Origin of the sequence: Paraburkholderia sp. GAS32, from assembly GCF_050434225.1 — a bacterium.
Classification (GTDB): Bacteria; Pseudomonadota; Gammaproteobacteria; order Burkholderiales; family Burkholderiaceae; genus Paraburkholderia; species Paraburkholderia madseniana.
In genome coordinates this window covers 335081-352614 of the sequence record NZ_JBNPVS010000003.1, presented here as the reverse complement: position 1 = coordinate 352614, position 17534 = coordinate 335081, and the positions used below count along the sequence as shown (strand labels likewise).

12 protein-coding genes are annotated in these 17534 nt (G+C 62.2%); 4 read left to right on the top strand and 8 right to left on the bottom strand.

The genetic code is table 11. The features are described 5' to 3' along the window. Positions 1-348: 348 nt before the first annotated feature. Together P3T25_RS05560 and P3T25_RS05555 are read right to left on the bottom strand one after the other, a co-directional pair. On the bottom strand, positions 349-1671 hold the full coding sequence (locus P3T25_RS05560; RefSeq protein WP_429357671.1) for a sugar efflux transporter: 1323 nt from the start codon (positions 1669-1671) through the stop codon (positions 349-351). 128 nt (positions 1672-1799) lie between these two features. After that, positions 1800-2180 (bottom strand): DUF2628 domain-containing protein, encoded by a 381-nt coding sequence (locus P3T25_RS05555; protein WP_266239277.1) that lies wholly within the window; start codon positions 2178-2180, stop codon positions 1800-1802. Between the two features lie 355 nt (positions 2181-2535). Here P3T25_RS05555 and P3T25_RS05550 point away from each other — a divergent pair, with 355 nt between their 5' ends. Together P3T25_RS05550 and P3T25_RS05545 are read left to right on the top strand one after the other, a co-directional pair. After that, positions 2536-2856 (top strand): thioredoxin family protein, encoded by a 321-nt coding sequence (locus P3T25_RS05550; protein WP_054035427.1) that lies wholly within the window; start codon positions 2536-2538, stop codon positions 2854-2856. A 41-nt stretch (positions 2857-2897) separates the two neighbouring features. Continuing rightward, positions 2898-3917 (top strand): class I fructose-bisphosphate aldolase, encoded by a 1020-nt coding sequence (locus tag P3T25_RS05545; RefSeq protein WP_154560446.1) that lies wholly within the window; start codon positions 2898-2900, stop codon positions 3915-3917. Positions 3918-3953: 36 nt separating this feature from the next. Here the strand turns inward: P3T25_RS05545 and P3T25_RS05540 are convergent, their stop codons facing one another. The 3 genes from P3T25_RS05540 to P3T25_RS05530 all read right to left on the bottom strand — a co-directional run bounded on the left by P3T25_RS05540 (position 3954) and on the right by P3T25_RS05530 (position 9350). Continuing rightward, positions 3954-6107 (bottom strand): hybrid sensor histidine kinase/response regulator, encoded by a 2154-nt coding sequence (locus P3T25_RS05540; RefSeq protein ID WP_266239321.1) that lies wholly within the window; start codon positions 6105-6107, stop codon positions 3954-3956. A 285-nt stretch (positions 6108-6392) separates the two neighbouring features. Next, positions 6393-8609, bottom strand: a complete 2217-nt coding sequence (gene glgX, locus P3T25_RS05535) for a glycogen debranching protein GlgX (RefSeq protein ID WP_429357670.1) — start codon at positions 8607-8609, stop codon at positions 6393-6395. Between the two features lie 282 nt (positions 8610-8891). After that, the gene (locus P3T25_RS05530) at positions 8892-9350 is read right to left on the bottom strand and encodes a response regulator (RefSeq protein WP_429357669.1); all 459 of its coding nucleotides are present in this window, start codon (positions 9348-9350) and stop codon (positions 8892-8894) included. A 759-nt stretch (positions 9351-10109) separates the two neighbouring features. Between P3T25_RS05530 and P3T25_RS05525 the strand changes: the two genes are divergently transcribed. Both P3T25_RS05525 and zapE read left to right on the top strand, forming a co-directional pair. Next, positions 10110-12431 (top strand): PAS domain S-box protein, encoded by a 2322-nt coding sequence (locus tag P3T25_RS05525; protein ID WP_154560448.1) that lies wholly within the window; start codon positions 10110-10112, stop codon positions 12429-12431. A 19-nt stretch (positions 12432-12450) separates the two neighbouring features. Then, complete coding sequence (gene zapE / locus P3T25_RS05520) at positions 12451-13557, top strand: cell division protein ZapE (protein WP_266258512.1); 1107 nt, start codon at positions 12451-12453, stop codon at positions 13555-13557. Positions 13558-13589: 32 nt separating this feature from the next. On the opposite strand, the gene tkt is transcribed toward zapE, so the two are convergent. The 3 genes from tkt to P3T25_RS05505 all read right to left on the bottom strand — a co-directional run bounded on the left by tkt (position 13590) and on the right by P3T25_RS05505 (position 17523). After that, positions 13590-15674: a transketolase gene (tkt, locus tag P3T25_RS05515; RefSeq protein WP_266239273.1), complete on the bottom strand. Its 2085-nt coding sequence runs from the start codon at positions 15672-15674 to the stop codon at positions 13590-13592. A 230-nt stretch (positions 15675-15904) separates the two neighbouring features. After that, complete coding sequence (locus P3T25_RS05510) at positions 15905-16150, bottom strand: DUF6723 family protein (RefSeq protein ID WP_093644253.1); 246 nt, start codon at positions 16148-16150, stop codon at positions 15905-15907. A 266-nt stretch (positions 16151-16416) separates the two neighbouring features. Continuing rightward, entirely contained in the window at positions 16417-17523 is a 1107-nt protein-coding gene (locus tag P3T25_RS05505) for a porin (protein WP_154560508.1), read from the bottom strand. Positions 17524-17534: the final 11 nt, after the last annotated feature.

Genomic DNA, 17534 nt, shown 5'->3' with positions numbered 1-17534 from the left:
CCATGCCGCGCGCTCCGCAGGCGGCAAGTGGCTCTCCTAACTGTAGTTGCGTTTTGTGTGATCCGACGGACACACGGTAGCAGGCTCGCACCGTCCATGCAGTGAATCGGGCACCCCTGCCTGCATCAAACGACAATACGCTTCTTTGGTGAGGTTTTGCGCAGCCAGAAGTTCCGGACGTGCTTCGGTATGCGCTGCAGTCAGGACGTAGGCTTCGATTTAGCTAACTGCCTTCTTACACTTCTGGCACGGGATAAAGCGCGACGCTTTCGCGGGCGCCGCCGCATGTGGGCATGGATCGGATCGGCTTGAGCGCGCCAAGGGCGTGGCAAGTACGAACTGCAAGCCCTATTGCCGGCGCGCCTGGACCTTCTCGTATTGCTGGAGCGCGAAACGCCGCACCGCACGCCACATGAGCGGATAACGATAGCCCGGCACGGCAAACAGCACCAGCGCACAAAGCGCCAGCAATCCGCAGAACAGGAAGGTGCCGCGATAGCTGAATGCCTCGACCAGCAAACCCGACAACACGCCGGAGAGAATCGAGCCGACCCGCGCTGCGTTGAAGAATAACGCCGTCGCGCGGCCCGGCGCATGCGGCATCAGATCCTGTACGTAGACCATGCCGAGGCACGAAGTCACCGCGACCACGAACGCGTTGAGTATCTGCATCGGGATCAGCACGTGGACGGTCCCCGCCACGGACATTGCGACGAAATACAGCGCGTGAACCGCTGCGCAGGCGGCCAGCCAGTTCGGCTTGTGCAGCGTCGACGACTTCGCGCCGAGCGCGAGCATCATCGGAATTTCCGTCAAGGCGCCGAGCCCGAGCATCACCGACACGTCGAGATGCGTGCCGTTCAGGCCGTGCACGATGTAGAGCGGCAGCACGATCATGGTGGCGTTCGCGGCGAGACCCAGCAAGGTGAGCGCAGCCACGGCACGGCGGATGTCGTTCTGCGAGGCGACGCCCGGCAAGTCCTCGTGCGCCTCTTCGCCGGGTGCGGTCAGCGGCGGCACCGTGATCGAGGCCGACGGCTCCGAGGCCGTGTCTTCGACCGTGTGATCGCCCAGATGGCCTTGCGGCTCCCGCATGCGCCAGACAATGGTCGCGCAGGTCGCGAAACTTGCCGCCGCGAACAGGAAGAGCCCATAGAAGCCGGCGCCGGCGAGCACCAGTGCGCCCACCGACGGCCCGAACACCCACGCCGCCGAGAGGATGGTCCGCAAGGTGGCGCTGGCGAATGCGCGCTCCGCGGGGTCCGGCACCGGCAGTGCCGCGCGGCTGAACGAGAACACCATCGAGATGGCCGAGCCGCCCGCGCCGATGAAGACAATGCCGACCGCCAGCAGCAGCCGGTAGTCACGCACTACGCATAGACAGAGATAACCGAGAGCGGCGGCCACCAGTGCCGCCAGCAGCAACGGCCGATGCCGTCCGCTCGTGTCGCTCCAGCGGCCGGCGAAGGTGCTGGCGAGCACCCCGCTGGCAGCGATCAGCGTCATGAAGATGCCGAGCCTGAGCGGCGTCATGCCGGCGCGTTCTACGCCGAACAGCGACAGATACGGAGCGGTGAACGACATCGCCACACCAAGCATGAGGGTGGCGGCGGCCAGCGGCTTGAAGCCAGGGATGTGCAGCAGGTCGAAAAAACGGGAGGTTTTCAACACGGGTGGCGGTGGGTCAGGGAAAGCGAGTCTGCGACGCGCGATGCGCGGCGCAGACTTCGTGGCCGGAACGAACGGGGCATTATCGGCCTGGCTTGCCGACGCGTAAACCTGCGCCCTCGCATCCCAATTCAGGGGATCTGCTCAGGGGGATGTACGTGAGTGGCTTGAGCCTCAGCACTATCCGCTCCCGCCGAACTGCCCTCGCCCGCCGGACGCACGACGACGTATCCGCGCTGCTCGAGCGTCCAACGGTGCCACTGGTTGCCATAAACACCACAGACAACGCCGAACAGCACCGACAGCACCAGCCCGATCGTGCCGATCGTTTCACCCCACAAGCCCGAGAAAAACAGCAACGTGTTGACCGCCAGCATGATGAAAGTGGCAAACCACATTCTCTTCGACATGGCCCAAACGAAGCCCAATAGCAACGCGCCCCAACTGAAACCGGTGGCGACCGCAACCGTTTCATCCTTGCCGGGGTGCCGAAGGTAGATCTTTTCTGCCATGTCCTTTCCTGAACGCGATGGTGCCTCGAGGGCGAATCATGACGTTTAACATGTCACGCTGACAAGAATATGCGTTTGTGTGAATACAGGCACTGGCCGAGGAACAACACGTTAGCGTTGAGGACTTTTTCCAGAACCCTGCAGGTCAGGATGCTTTGGCGCTGGCGGTAACGCAATGCGCGAGGTAGCAGGTTTTGTGCTTCGGCTGGCATTGTGGGTTTGCCTGCGCACAGGCAACTGCCACCCGCGCTGACGATCCTGACCATAGCTGCTACTCTTACAAAAATCGACGGGCAGCGAGACTCCGCGACAGTGGAAAGCCCTGCCGGCACAGGTAAAAAGCACCGGAGCACTCATGGCAACCCGAACAGCCTATTCCCCCAAAGCGCCCGCACGAGCCGAAGTCGACGCCTTCCCTGGCGTCACGGTCATAGAATTCGGCACGGACTGGTGCGGCTACTGCCAGGGCGCACAAGCATCGATCGCAAAAGCTTTCGAACCGCATGCCGGCATCAGGCATCTGAAAATCGAAGACGGTCCCGGCCGCCCGCTGGGCCGGTCCTTCAAGGTGAAACTCTGGCCCACGCTGATCTTCATGCGCGACGGCGCCGAAGTCGCACGCATTGTGCGCCCGGCTAACGCCACTGAGATAGCCGAGGCTTTCGCGTCGGTCTGACAAGACTTCATCCGCTAACCGGATTACTGGGAGCACACTTCATGGACACCCGTAGCGAGCTGCAAGCCACCGTCGATGCGATGGCCCAACCCGGCAAAGGTCTTCTCGCCGCCGACGAAAGCGGCCCGACCATTGCCAAACGCTTCAAGACGATCGGTCTCGAATCCAGCGAGGAGAACCGCCGCGCCTATCGCAATCTGCTGCTGACCACGCCGGGTCTTGGCGAATTCGTGAGCGGCGTGATCCTTTACGAAGAAACACTCGGGCAGAAAGCGGACGACGGTACGCCTTTTCCGCAACTCTCCGCGAGGAACGGCATCGTGCCCGGCATCAAGGTGGACCTCGGCAAGATTCCGCTCGCGCTCGCCCCGGGTGACGAAATCACCGAAGGCCTCGACGGCCTGGCCAGGCGTTTCGTCGATTACAAGCGACAAGGCGCGCGCTTTGCGAAATGGCGCGCGGTCTACAACATCACGGCTAGCTTGCCGAGCCGCCTAGCCATCGAAGCGAATGCCGACTCCCTTGCGCGCTACGCGGCGATCTCGCAGGAAGCGGGCATCGTGCCGATCGTCGAACCGGAGGTACTGATGGACGGCGATCACACCATCGGACGCAGCGCGGAAGTGACTGAGGCCGTGTTGCACGAAGTCTTTAACGCACTGCACCGGCATCGCGTGGTGCTCGAACACATTCTGCTGAAGCCGAGCATGGTGCTGGCGGGTTCTGAACACGCTCAGCAATCGTCGACCTCGGACATCGCGGCGCATACGGTGCGGATACTGAAGCGCACGGTGCCGTCGGCGGTGCCAGGGATCGTGTTCCTGTCCGGCGGGCAAACGCCGGAAGAGGCAACGGCCAATCTCGATGCAATGAATCGCCTCGGGCCGCTGCCGTGGAATCTGAGTTTCTCGTATGGCCGCGCGTTGCAGGAACCGCCGCTGCAAGCATGGAAGGGTCAGGCGAGCAACGTCAAGGAAGCCCAGCAGGCGTTGCTCAAGCGCGCCCGCCTGAACAGCGCGGCGGCGCTCGGCAAGTACGACGCTTCGCAGGAAAAGAGCTAGTCTCGTGACGAGCGGCTCGCGCTTGCCGAAGCGGCCTTACGGTTCGCAAACAACCAGCGCGTGCAGCTCGTCAATATTGAAGGGTTTGGCGAGTATCGCTACGCCGAGCCGGCGCGCCCGTTCGAGCTCGTCGGCGTAGCCGGTCATCAGCGCGATCTTCTGCGCCGGCCACGCGCTGCGTACTTTCTCCGCAAGGTCGATGCCGTTTAGCTTGCCAGGCATCTGAATGTCGGACAGCACGAGTTCGAACTTCGCGCCACCGCTCAGCGCGTCGAGCGCCAGGTCGGCGGTCGGCTCATGCCGCACTTCGCAGCCGAAGGTTTCCAGCACGGCGGCTACGCCCGCCGCCACCTCTTCGTTGTCTTCGACCAGCAATACGACGCCCATTGGAGCCGGTGCCGGCTGTTGCGCAGTTTCTACATCGGGCAGTACCGCCTTCTGCCGATCGCGATAGCGCGGCAAATACAGTCTGACCGTTGTGCCACTGCCCGGCACGCTGTCGATTTTGGCCGTGCCGCCGGCCTGTTCACACATGGCAAGGACCTGGGCGAGGCCGAGGCCGGAGCCCGAGCCGCGCAGCTTGGTGGTGAACAGCGGCTCGAACGCGCGACGGGCGACGCCTTCGGGCATCCCTTCGCCGTCGTCGGAACAGGCAATCAGCACGTATTCGCCGTCGGGCAGCAAGGTGTCGCTGCCCACCAGACGGTTGTTCTGGCAACGGATCACGAAGCGGCCACCGCGCGGCATCGCATCGCGCGCGTTGACCGCCAGATTCATGATCGCGAATTCGAGGTCGGTCGGGTCGGCCAGCACCTGCCAGACGTTGTCGACCATGTTCAAGGCCATTTCGATGTTGTCGCCGAGCGCCGCGTCGATGAGTGGCGCGGCGCTCGGCAACCATGTGGCGAGGTTGACCGGTTCCTGCTTGACCGGCTGTTTTTTCGCCACGCTCAGGAGCCGCCGTGTCAACGATTCCGCCGTGGCGGTGGCGCGCTCGACGGCCTGCACCTCTTTTTCCAGGTTGTTATAGCGCTTCAAGCGCGCGAGTTCGGTGTTGGCCGATACGACCATCAGCAGATTGTTGAAATCGTGCGCGACATTGGCGACGAGATTGCTGAGCGCACCCATGCGCTGCAATTGCCGGCTCGACGCCTCGGCAGAAAGACGCATCGCAACTTCGCCTTGCCAGCGCTCCCACGCGCGGCGCTCGCCGGCAAGCTGGCGCAATGAGAAAAACACCAGCAGCCAGATCGCCACGCAAGGCACGGCCGTGATCGCCGCGATCGCCATGAAATGCTCGCGCCACGCGGCGCCGATCGAGCCCGCTTCATACGCGCTCATCACATAGAGCGGGTAGTCGCCGACGCGGCGAAACGCCAGCAGCCGTTCAACGCCATCGACCGTTGACGTCAGACGGATATGGCCGAATAACTGTTTGTCGCGCAATGCCGCGATGAACGCGCTTTGCTGGGTAGGCTTGGCGCCGCTCGGCCACGCCGGATAACGCACCAGCAAGCTGCCGTCCTGACGGTACAGACCTAGCGAGAGCGACGTATCGCCATTCGTCAGTTCACGGTAGAAGCGCGAAAAGTAGTCGGTGCGCAACGCCACAGACACCACGCCCAGGAATTGCCCATTCTCGCCCGAGCGGCCGGTCGCAGTGTTGAACACATTGGTTTGCGACAGCGGCCCGAATAAGGGTAGTGAGAAATAGGGTTGCGGCCGCATCGCCTTGGCGGCAGTGAAGTCTTCACGTTGACTATTCGACATGACCGGCGCCGGATAAGCGCGACTCGACACCAGCAGTTTTCCATCCGCACCGAGCAGGTAAATCGATGCGACCTGCGGAAAGTCACCGCCGATTTGCCGCAGACGGTCGTGCAAGCCGGCTTCCTGCGCGCGAATCTGCGCGTCATTGTCGTTGCCGAGCAGGTCGACGATACGCGAGGCCATCTGCTGGTCGAGGTCCAGCACCTTGACGGCCTGTTCCTCGGTGACGCGCGCGAGCCGGTCGATCATGTCGTTCGAATCGGCAATCCGGCGCTGGTAATCGAAATACCCGTAACCCGCGAGGCAGGCCAAAGGAAACACAATCGAAACCGCGAGCACGATCAGAAGCACGCGCCGCGTCACCGCGAAATTACGCGACGGCATGGGGAAATCGACTGCAACACGTTCGGCACGTTGCACGGTCACGATCTCCATGAAAGATGAGTACGGGTCGGGGTGGTCGTGCACGACGCGCCCCGCGTTGTCCGTGCGCTTTTTCCGCTCCCCGGAATTTACCGCACTTCCGCCGTTCTCCATAGCGTGGCTCGTGACGGAAACGACGCACGTGTGGCGGCCGTTAGTCGGGCACACGCATTGCGCACGTAGGGCGTCCACTGATAGGCCGTTCACCGCGTGTTGCAGCGCGGTGAAGAACACTCAGGTGAGTTGGTTCCGGGTAGGTCCCATTTAGTCAGACGTAACGGGTCACGTTCCCGCCGGGCGTTCGTTTTCGTCAGTGGTAAGTTGTTCTTCCAGGCGATCAAACACGCGTTGCGTCGCGCGGCTTGGCGCGTCGAGTGCGAACAGCAGCAATGAACGGCCCGTCACCTGATAGGCGTCGCCGGCGCTGAATTGCGGCAACTCTGCGCGCACCGGCATATTCGTATCCAGCAGACAGGTCCACTGATCGCCTTCGGGAATGTCGGGCAGCGTGAAATTGACCACGTCGTGATGCGCGTTCAGCACCAGCAGCAAGGTCGCATCGGACGCGGGACGTCGAATGCCGCTCGCCTGAGCGCGTCCGTCGATCACGAGGCCGAAGCAGCGCATTGACGGATCGTCCCACTGTTCCTGCGAAAGATCGGTGCCGTCAGGAGAAAGCCAACGCGCGTCGGTCACGTCGAGCGCCTCGTTGTATTCGCCGGTGAGAAAGCGCCCGCGACGCAGTACCGGCAGACGATGGCGCAGCGTGGTCAGATTCTTGACGAACTCGATCAGTGCACGGCCGTCGTCGTCGATGCCTTCCCAATCGACCCAACTGATCTCATTGTCCTGGCAATACGCGTTGTTATTGCCCTTCTGCGTGCGGCCGAATTCGTCGCCCGCGAGGATCATCGGCGTGCCTTGGGAGAGCAGCAGCGTGGCCAGCAGATTGCGTTTCTGGCGCTCGCGTTGCTGCCGGATTTCCACATCGTCCGTCGGACCTTCGACGCCCATGTTCCATGACTTGTTGTCGGAGTGGCCGTCCTTGTTGTCTTCGCCGTTGGCCTCGTTGTGCTTGTCGTTGTACGAGACCAGATCGTTGAGCGTGAAGCCGTCGTGCGCGGCGACGAAGTTTACGCTGGCCCATGGACGGCGCCCACGATGGTTGAACTTGTCGCCCGAACCGGTCAGGCGCTTGGCAAGATCGGGGACTTCGCCTTCGTCGCCCTTCCAGTAGCCGCGCACCGTATCGCGAAAGCGATCGTTCCATTCGGCCCAGCCGGGTGGAAAGCCGCCCACCTGATAGCCGCCGGGGCCGCAGTCCCACGGCTCGGCAACCAGTCGCACGGCGGAGAGCACCGGGTCCTGCCGGCAACTGTCGAGGAAGCCGCCGCCTTCGTCGAACCCGTGCGTTTCACGGCCGAGAATCGTGGCGAGGTCGAAACGGAAACCGTCGATCTTCATCTCCGTCACCCAGTAGCGCAAGCTGTCGGTGACCATCTGCAGCACGCGTGGATGGGACAGATTGAGCGTGTTGCCGGTGCCGGTATCGTTGATGTAATAGCGCGGCTCGTCCGGCATCAGTCGATAGTAAGACGCGTTGTCGATGCCTTTGAAGGAGATCGTCGGACCACGCTCGTTGCCTTCCGCGGTGTGGTTGTAGACCACGTCGAGAATGACTTCGAGGTTGGCATTATGAAAACGGTCGACCATCTCCTTGAATTCGCCGACCGAGTCGATCGACGACGCGAAGAAGCGCGGGTCGGCCGCGAAGAAGCCGATCGTGTTGTAGCCCCAGTAATTGGTGAGGCCTTTGTCGAGCAGATGGCTGTCGTTGACGAAGGTCTGAATCGGCATCAATTCGACCGACGTGACACCGAGGCTCCTGATGTAATCGAGCACCACTTGCTGGCCGAGTCCCGCAAAGGTGCCACGCAAATTCTCCGGTACTTCGGGATGACGTTTGGTAAATCCGCGCACGTGCGTTTCATAGAAGATCACGCGCTCCCAGGGCAGCGCATTGCGTTCCGGATGACTCCACGAAAAGTTGGCGTCGACCACCTTGCACTTCGGCACGAAGGGCGCGCTGTCGCGCTCGTCGAATGACAGGTCGCCCTCTTCCGAATCAAGCGTATAGCCGAAAATTTCCGGCGCCCATTTGAGCTCGCCGATATGCGCTTTGGCGTAGGGGTCGAGCAGGAGTTTGTTCGGATTGAAGCGATGTCCTTTTTCCGGTTCATAGGGTCCGTGGACCCGATAGCCGTACACGGCACCCGGTTTCAGATTCGGCACGAACACGTGCCAGACCTCGTCGGTGTACTCCGGAAGCTCGATGCGTTCGATTTCTGTCTCGCCGGTTTCATCGAACAGACAGAGTTCGACTCCGGTTGCATGCGCTGAGAACAGCGCGAAGTTCACGCCGCTTCCGTTCCACGTCGCACCAAGCGGGAAAGGTGTGCCTTCCGCGATGCGCGTCGAATAGCTGGCCTGGGATGACATAGGGATTCCTGTGGAAGCTGAAGGCGCTTGCGCACGTGTTTTAAGCGCGCAAGCTTGCTGCTCCAGCAAATTATGGACCTGAGTGTTGCGCGCGCAGCACAAGGCGTCCTTCAGGCAACTACGGAAAAACGCACGGACGTCGCAGTGCAAGCACTGCATACGATGCATTCGCCGTGCATGAATGGAGACAGGAATGACGCGGGCTAAAGAGTGTCCGCTGAACCGGCTGACCGGTGAGAACTTCGCAGAGGAATTAACGCATCGGGCATAAATACGCCGTCTTTACTGTGGTCCCACAGTATGCAACGCGGCGGCAGACTCGAGCACGCGCAAGAGGCGCTCCGGTGTCAGGGGTTTGGCACAATGCGCATCGAAACCAGCGGCCTTGGCGCGCACCTTGTCTTCGCGCGAAGCAAAAGCCGTACAGGCCACCAGCAGCATGTCCGAAGTCAACGGGTTGGCCCGCAGGCGGCGAGCCAGCTCGAGACCATCGAGGCCGGGCATCTTGATGTCGAGCAGAACGGCGAACGGCTGCCATTCACAGGCCATGCCGCACACGGCGAGCGGATCGCACAGCGCGCGGCACTCGAAGCCGTCGGCGCTCAGCAGCATCTGCAAAGCTTCGGCCGCGTCGCGGTAATCGTCGACCACGAGCACGCGACGGTTTGATGCCATCGCATACTGAATAGTCCGCCAAACCACGACGTCATCGCTCTCGTCCATTCTGTCGTCGAACGTCACCCTGGTCTCCCGGCTTCTTTCTGGTGCCACGTTTGGGCATCGAGGAACATGCGTGCAAGATTCGCTCCCACCGCGCGGCAAGCGCTTATCGCTCGCCAGGCATACGCTTCGGTTTTCGCCACACCACGCTCGATCCGCCGCTGCACACGCGCTACCTCATCACCATACCGTACTGGGCCGACTACCGCTTCCTGATTTATGCTGTCTTGACGCCTCCGGACACATCGTGCGCAAGCACGGAATATTGCGTTGAAATACGGATGAAACGCACTTCCGCCGTGCATGCCGCCCTTGCTGCGTGCATTGCGCATGGCTTTATATTCACCTTTGCATCATCGGCCCGTTGTATACGAGCGAATATAGTCACTGCGAGTTGGGGAAAACACGCAAACTTCAGTTGAAGGAAAACGCGAAATTTTGTCGAAAAACGGCGTCGCATTGAGGATTCCTGCTTGCGGGTTATCCCGCACAGCCGGGCTGAGACCGCCGTCGCGAACCGGGCATGCCAACGATACGAATGACTTTTCCATGTCGGCGCGCAGCCCAGGCCTCGCGGCGAGACTGCGGTAACATTCCGCATCGATGCCGGGCCTGGCGTATTCCCTACCCATCCCGGCAGGCCACAGGACTCGACGATGAGCGTCACGAAGCGCAACAACGTAAAGATTTTCGGTAGCGGCAAGCGGACCATGATGTTGGCGCATGGTGTCGGCGACCAGCGCATGCAACGCCACCTCGCGCCGCTGAGCCTGTAAGACGATGCAAAGCACGCACCGCCCCTTGCCGTCCGCCGATACCTTGTTCGAGCACGCCGCCTGCGGCCTGCTCGTGACCACCCCCGACGGCTGGATCCTGCGTGTGAACGCAACCTTCTGCAGTTGGCTCGGCTATAGCGCGCCGGAGCTTGCCGAGGTAAAGCACATTCAGGATCTGCTGACAGTCGACAGCAAGGTGTTCCATCGGACGCACTGGTCGCCGCTGCTGCAAATGCAGGGTTCGGTGGCCGAGGTCAAACTGAACATGCTGCATCGGGACGGCCACATGGTGCCGATGCTGCTCAACGCGGTGCGCCGCGATCACGGCGAAAGCAGCTACCTCGAAGTGGCGGTGCTGATCGTCGCGGATCGTCACAAGTACGAGCAGGACTTGCTGCTTGCGCGCCGCAACGCAGAAGCGTCTGTCTCCGCGCATCAACTCGCTCAGAAAGAATTGCAGGAAAGCCGCGACGTGCTGAGCCTCGCCATGCGCGGGGCGCGCATGGGTGCGTGGTCGCACGAGTCGAAGTCAGGCAAATTCTGGTGGAGCCGCGAACTGGAAGCGCTCGCGGGCTTCGCCGAGGGACGGTTTGCGAAAATGCCCGGTGGCTTTTTCGAACTGATTCATCCCGGCGACCTGATTGCGCTCAACGAGGCAGTCGATCATGCGGTGAAAAGCGGTGACGACTACGTCGCCGAATTCCGCTTCCTGCATGCAAGCGGCGACTGGTGCTGGATGGAAGGCCGTGGCCGCGCCACCTACGACCGCCAGGGCGAGCCGCTGACAATCTACGGCCTCGGCATCGACATCACCGAGCGCAAGGACGCGCAGACCGTGCTGCTGCGCCAGGCAGCGATTTTCGAACACCTGAGCGACGCGATCGTTATCACCGACCTGCGCGGCAACATCACCGATTTCAACGCCGGAGGCGAGCGCGTGCTGGGTTATCGCCGGCGCGAAGTTCTCGGCAAGCCGATCGCCATGTTCTATCCGCCGGAAGACGCGTTACGCATCCACCGGGAAGTGCTCGCCGCCCTCGCCGCGGACGGCACGTGGCGCCGCGAACTGACTTTCGTGCGGCGCGACGGCACACGCGGGGTCTGTGAAACGGTGGTCAAACCGCTGGCAAACGCGCGTGGCGACATCTATGGCGCGGTCAGCGTGAGCCGCGACATCACCGGGCGCAGGCGTGCCGAACAGCAATTGCAGCGCCTGAATCTGGAACTCTCAAAAGCCGATCGCCGCAAGGACGAATTTCTCGCCACGCTCGCGCATGAGTTGCGCAATCCACTCGCGCCGATGCGCAACGTGCTCGAAATCCTGCGTCTGAAGGAATTCGCCGACCCGCAATTGAGCTGGTCTCGCGACGTGTTCGACCGGCAATTGCAGCACATGACGCATCTGGTCGACGACCTGCTGGAAGTGTCGCGCATCACGCAGGGCAAGCTCGAATTGCGCAAGCAGCGGCTCGAACTCGCGCGTGCGATGCAATCCGCCATGGAAGCGGCGCGGCCCACCGTGCAGGCGTCGGCGCATCATCTGAGCGTGACGTTGCCGCGCGAGCCGCTCTATCTCGACGCCGATCCCACACGCCTGTCGCAGATGATCCTGAACCTGCTGAACAACGCGGCCAAGTACACGCCGCCCGGCGGCAGCATCTCGCTCGCCGCGGAGCGCGAAGGCGATGAAGCGGTGATCGTCGTGCGCGATTCCGGCATCGGCATTCCGCGCGAGCATCTGGACAGCGTGTTCGAAATGTTCTCGCAACTCGCCCCGGCGCTGGAGCGCTCGCAAGGCGGTCTCGGCATCGGTCTCGCGCTGGTGCGCGGCCTCGCCGAACTGCACGGCGGCACGGTCGCCGCATTCAGCAACGGTCCAGGCACCGGCAGCGAGTTCGTGATCCGCCTGCCACTATCGAAAGCGACCCCGGAGCAGTCGGAGAGTTCGCCGGCCGAGATGCCGCGTACGGCAGGTTTGCGCGTCGTGATCGTCGACGACAATGCGGACGCCGCCGATAGCCTCGCCATGGTGCTCGAACTCGAAGGCCACGAGGTGCGCACAGCCGGCGACGGCATCGCCGGGCTGGAACTGATCGGCGAATTCGCACCGCAGGCGGTGATTCTCGATATCGGCTTGCCGCGCCTGAACGGCTATGAATTGGCGCGGCGCATTCGCCACGATCATCAGGACGCCGACATTCTGCTGATCGCCGTCACCGGCTGGGGTCAGCAGCAGGACAAGCAGACCGCTGAAGAAGCAGGCTTCGACCATCATTTCACCAAGCCTGTCGATCCGCGGGAGTTACAACGCGTATTGAGCCGCTAACGCACAGAAACTTCAGCCTATGCTCGATGATCAGGTAATCAGTGCCCTCGCCGCGCACGACATCGTTCCCGATGCAACTCAGCGCGATGCCATCGCGGCGCTCGTCACGTTGCTGGGCGCAAACGGGACAAACGGGCGACGCACAAAGTCCGGTTCCACGCCGGCACATCAGGGCGTCTATTGCCACGGCTTGCCCGGACGCGGCAAAAGCCTGGTGGTCGATACGGTATTTGAGCTGGCAAGCTGCCGGAAGCGGCGCCTGCATTTCCACGAATTTCTGCGCGAGATGAACCGGCGCCTGGTGAATGAGCCGCGCGGCGACGACCGGCTGGGGTCGGTCTCGCGACAATGGCTCGACGGCGTGGAGCTGCTGTGCTTCGACGAATTTCACGTGCACGATATCGCCGACGCGTTCCTGATGGGCCGGTTTCTCGATACCGCGATCGGCCTGGGCACGCGCATCGTGCTGACCTCGAACTACGCACCGGACGCCCTGCTGTCCGACCCGGAGTTTCACGAGCGTTTCCTGCCGACGATCGAACAGATCAAACGTTGCTTCACGATGATTCACTTCGACGGCGCACGCGATTATCGTTTCGGCGGCGAAGAAGCCGCGCTGTCGCATTTCTTTGCACCGCTCGACGCGGCAACTGGCGACGCGCTCCTGGAAATTTTCGAGCGCTATGAAGGCAACGAGACGCTGGAGCCTGCCACCGTCAGCGCGGCAGGCCGGCCGCTCGCCGCGCGCGCCGCAGGTGCTGCGTTGCTATGGGTGGACTTCGACAACCTGTGCGTGGCGAGCCGTTCACACCTTGACTATCTGGACCTCGCCGAGCATTGGCACGGTCTGATTCTCGACCAGGTGCACACTGAATGGCTCGCCAAAGCGCATACGCTGCAGCGGCTCATATGGCTTGTCGATATCTTCTACGACCGCAAATGCGCGCTGTTCATCGCGTCCGATCAGCCGATCGAGGCGGCGCTGAGCGGACTCGAAGGCGCGCACGATCTGTCGAGAACGCTGAGCCGTCTCGCCGAAATGCAATCGCGCGGTTATCGCAGCACGCTCGACAACACTGCCGGCAGGATTGAGATCGCTGCAGCGCAGACGGTCGTTCAGCCATGACAGCGGCGTGAACGACCGTCTGCAGACACACCCTACGCCTTGCTGCTCTTACCCTTCACCCGCGCAATCTGCTGCTTCGCCGCGTCATACACATGCTCGGACGTGAAGCCAAACCTCTTCTTCAGATCGGCGAACGGCGCGGACGCGCCGAACGTATGCATCACCACCTGCGCGCCGTGCCGCCCGACATAGCGGTCCCAACCCAGCGTTGCCGCCTGCTCGACAGCGACGCGCGCATCCACATCGGGCGGCAGCACGGAATCCTGATAGGCTTCGTCCTGTTGCTCGAAGATGTCCCACGACGGCATCGACACCACTCGCGCCGCGATCCCTTCACTCTTGAGCTTCTCGTAGGCGTCGGCGCATAGCGACAATTCGCTGCCCGTGGCGAGCAGAATCACTTCAGGCTTCTGCCCGTCAGGCGCATCGGCGAGCACGTAAGCGCCCTTCTGCACGCCTTTGGCCGACGCATAGCGCGTGCGGTCCAGGGTCGGCAACGCCTGACGCGACACGACGATGCACGACGGCCGCCGCGGATGTGACATCGCCACGCGCCACGCTTCGGCGACCTCATTCGCGTCGCCCGGGCGCAGCAGGGTCAGTCCCGGCACGCCACGCAGCGAAGCCAGTTGCTCGATCGGCTGATGGGTCGGACCATCCTCGCCGACGCCGATCGAATCGTGCGTGAACACGTAGATCGCCGGCACTTCCATGATTGCGGAAAGGCGAATCGGCGGCTTCATGTAGTCGCTGAAAATCAGGAAGGTCGAACCGAACGGGCGCATATTCGACAACGCGAGCCCGTTCACCGCCGCGCCCATGCCGTGCTCGCGAATCCCGAAGTGCAGGTTGCACCCGCCATAGTCGTCGGATTCGAAGCTGCCCGCGCCTTCGAACTTCAGATTCGTTTTGGTGGACGGCGCGAGATCGGCCGCACCGCCGATCATCCAGGGCACGCGTGCGGCAATCGCGTTGAGCACCTTGCCTGAGGAGTCGCGCGAGGCGATGCCCTTCGGGTCTGTATCGAACGTGGGGATGTCGTTGTCCCAGCCCTCCGGCAATTCATGCGCTTCCATCTGCGCGAATTCGCGTGACAGTTCCGGGTATTGCTTGTTGTACGCGTCGTACTTCGCCTGCCATGCCTCGCGCGCCGCCTTGCCGCGCGCGCCGATGCCCTGCGCGAAGCGTTCATGCACGCCGTCCGGCACGTAGAAGAACTTGTCTTCGGGCCAGCCATAGAACTTCTTGGTCAGCGCCACTTCTTCGACACCGAGCGCCTCGCCATGCGCAGCGGAGGTGTCCTGCTTGTGCGGGGCGCCCCAGGCGATGATGCTGTGGACCACGATCAGCGTCGGCCTGTCCGTGATGCTTTTTGCTTCGGCAAATGCCGCTTCCAGCCCCGCGGCGTCGTTGGCATCGTTTACGTGCATCGTGTGCCAGTTGTAGCCGCGGAAACGGCTCTCCACGTCGTCGCTATAAGCGAGGTCGGTGTGGCCCTCAATGGTGATGCGGTTGCTGTCGTAGATCCAGATCAGATTCGACAGCTTCAGATGCCCTGCAAGCGACGCCGCTTCGTGCGAGATGCCTTCCATCATGTCGCCGTCGCCGCATAGCGCGTACACGCGGTAGTCGAACAGGGGCGCATCGGGTTTGTTGAAGTGGCTTTCGTGCCAGCGTGCCGCCATCGCCATGCCGACGCTATTGCCTAGCCCCTGGCCGAGCGGACCGGTGGTCGTCTCCACGCCGCTGGTCATACGAAATTCGGGGTGGCCAGGCGTCCTGCTGTCGAGCTGGCGGAAATGTTCGATGTCGTCGAGCGAGACGGCGGGCGCACCGGTCGGCTTGCCGTCGTGGTCCACGGCCTTGACGTTCGCCAGATGCAGCAGCGAGTACAACAGCATCGACGCGTGCCCCACCGAGAGCACGAAGCGGTCGCGATTCGGCCACAGCGGCTCGTCCGGATCATAAACAAGGTGGTTTTGCCACAGATGGTAGGCGACCGGCGCCAAAGCCATCGGCGTGCCGGGGTGACCGGAATTGGCCTTTTGCACAGCGTCCATCGACAGCGTGCGAATCGTGTTGATGCACAACTGATCGAGGGCGGGATCGTTTTGCATGGGGACACTCCTTGTTCGGCGGTTGGAGGCATCGCCGGGACGCGTATTGAATCGGCGTGGTCGGCGACCGGTGTTCGTCTGGAAGAACGTGGAAGAACGCTTGAGGACCACAAGGCTCATCGATGATGCGCCGATGCGCGTAAATCTGCACGGCGCGTTACATCCTGTGCCGTGTTGTGCCGATGATTGGAGATGGTTCTTTCAAACGGCTTGCGGCTTTACCTGGCGCGTTACTTCTCGGGGGCCGCACGGTCGGCGGCCACGATCTCGCGGCCGTAGTCGATCGCCGCGCGGCGCGCCTCGTCGGCAGTCGCGTACGGGCCGATCTCGGGTGCGCCATCGAATGGAAACAGAATCCGCCTGTCGGCTTTTCTGACGACTTTCAATCCACCTATGTAACGGCCGTCGCCTGTTCCGTGATAGCTGGCGTAAATCTCGAAGTCGTCGTCAACCACGTCGGCCTTATGTCGCGCCATGTGTATATCCCTATCCCTGCACCTCTGGTCCGGTGCGCCTATTCGAATGGCAGCAAGCTGCGTACCGGCGTTCAGCAATACCTGTTCCACCCGAAGCGGAATCGGCTCAGCGCGAGATTGGGAGGGGAGTAAAACAGCGCGCACTGGAAATCCGATGAACTCGGCTCCAGTGCGCCTGGGCAAATCGACACGCGGTTGTTGTTGCCTCAACGGGTTGCGGCGACCGTCGTACGGACGGCCGTTACGAACGTACCACTGAAGCCGCATTAAAACTGATGCAGCATCCCGACATACGCGCCGGTTTGCGATTCGCCGGCGAGTGGACTCGTGTTATTGGTGGCATCGCGCGGCGACGCTTCAAGCGAAAAATTCGAGTTGCTGCCGTTGCGCACGTAGCCCACCGTGCCGTACACGAAGGTCCGCTTCGAGAGGTTATAGGTGGTGCCGAGCACGTACATCATCGCGTGGCCGGACGGGTCGTGCGCGGCATCGCTGCCGCCGTCGCCGACCTTGATGTAATAGCCGCCCGCCGTTACCGCCCAGCGGGACTGGATGTTGTACGTCGCGCCGAGCCAGTAGTGATCGGCAGTGTCGGCCACGCCCGCCGGTGAATCCGGCGCCGAGTAATGCGTATAGGCGCCCTGAATCTTCCACGCATCGAAATGCACATTCGCACCGGCGAAATATTCGCGCGAAGCCTGGAAGATATTGCTGAAGCGGCCGTTGCTGTCACGCAGTTCGTCGTAGATGCCGCGCACGTCGAAGAGCGGCGAGTGATACGTCAGCATGATGCCGTCGGAGCGGCCAAACTCGCCTGCTGCACCGCTGTTGAACGCGCCCGCCTGATTGCCGAAAGCGTATTGCGCCTGCACGTCGAAGCCCCAGAACACCGGGCTGTGATACTCGACGTTGTTGCTCGTCTGCTGCCAGTTACGTCCGCGCACGAGCGATGCCGACGAAAATGCCTCCTGCACGAACGGGTCGAATTCCCACACGCCGTCGCTATCGATGAACAGATTGCGCCCGGCCTGCAGCGTGCCCCACTGGTCGCTCTTCAGGCCGACGAAAGCACGCCGTGACCACAACCGTCCGCCACCCGTGGTGCCGTTCATGATTTGCAGACCGGTTTCGAGGTTGAAGATCGCATTCAGCCCGCCGCCCAGATCTTCATTGCCTTTGAGGCCCAGCATACTGGTGCCCCAATCGCCGCCTTCCGCACTCCAACGGGTCGAACTGCCGCCCGCGCCATTATTGATGTGATTCAGGTATTCCACGCCGCCGTCGAGACGGCCATATAACGACACGCTGGTTTGACCATAGGCCAGCGGACTGATCACCGCCAGCGCGGCCACTAATTTTGTATGTAGTCTCATCATTGTTTTGC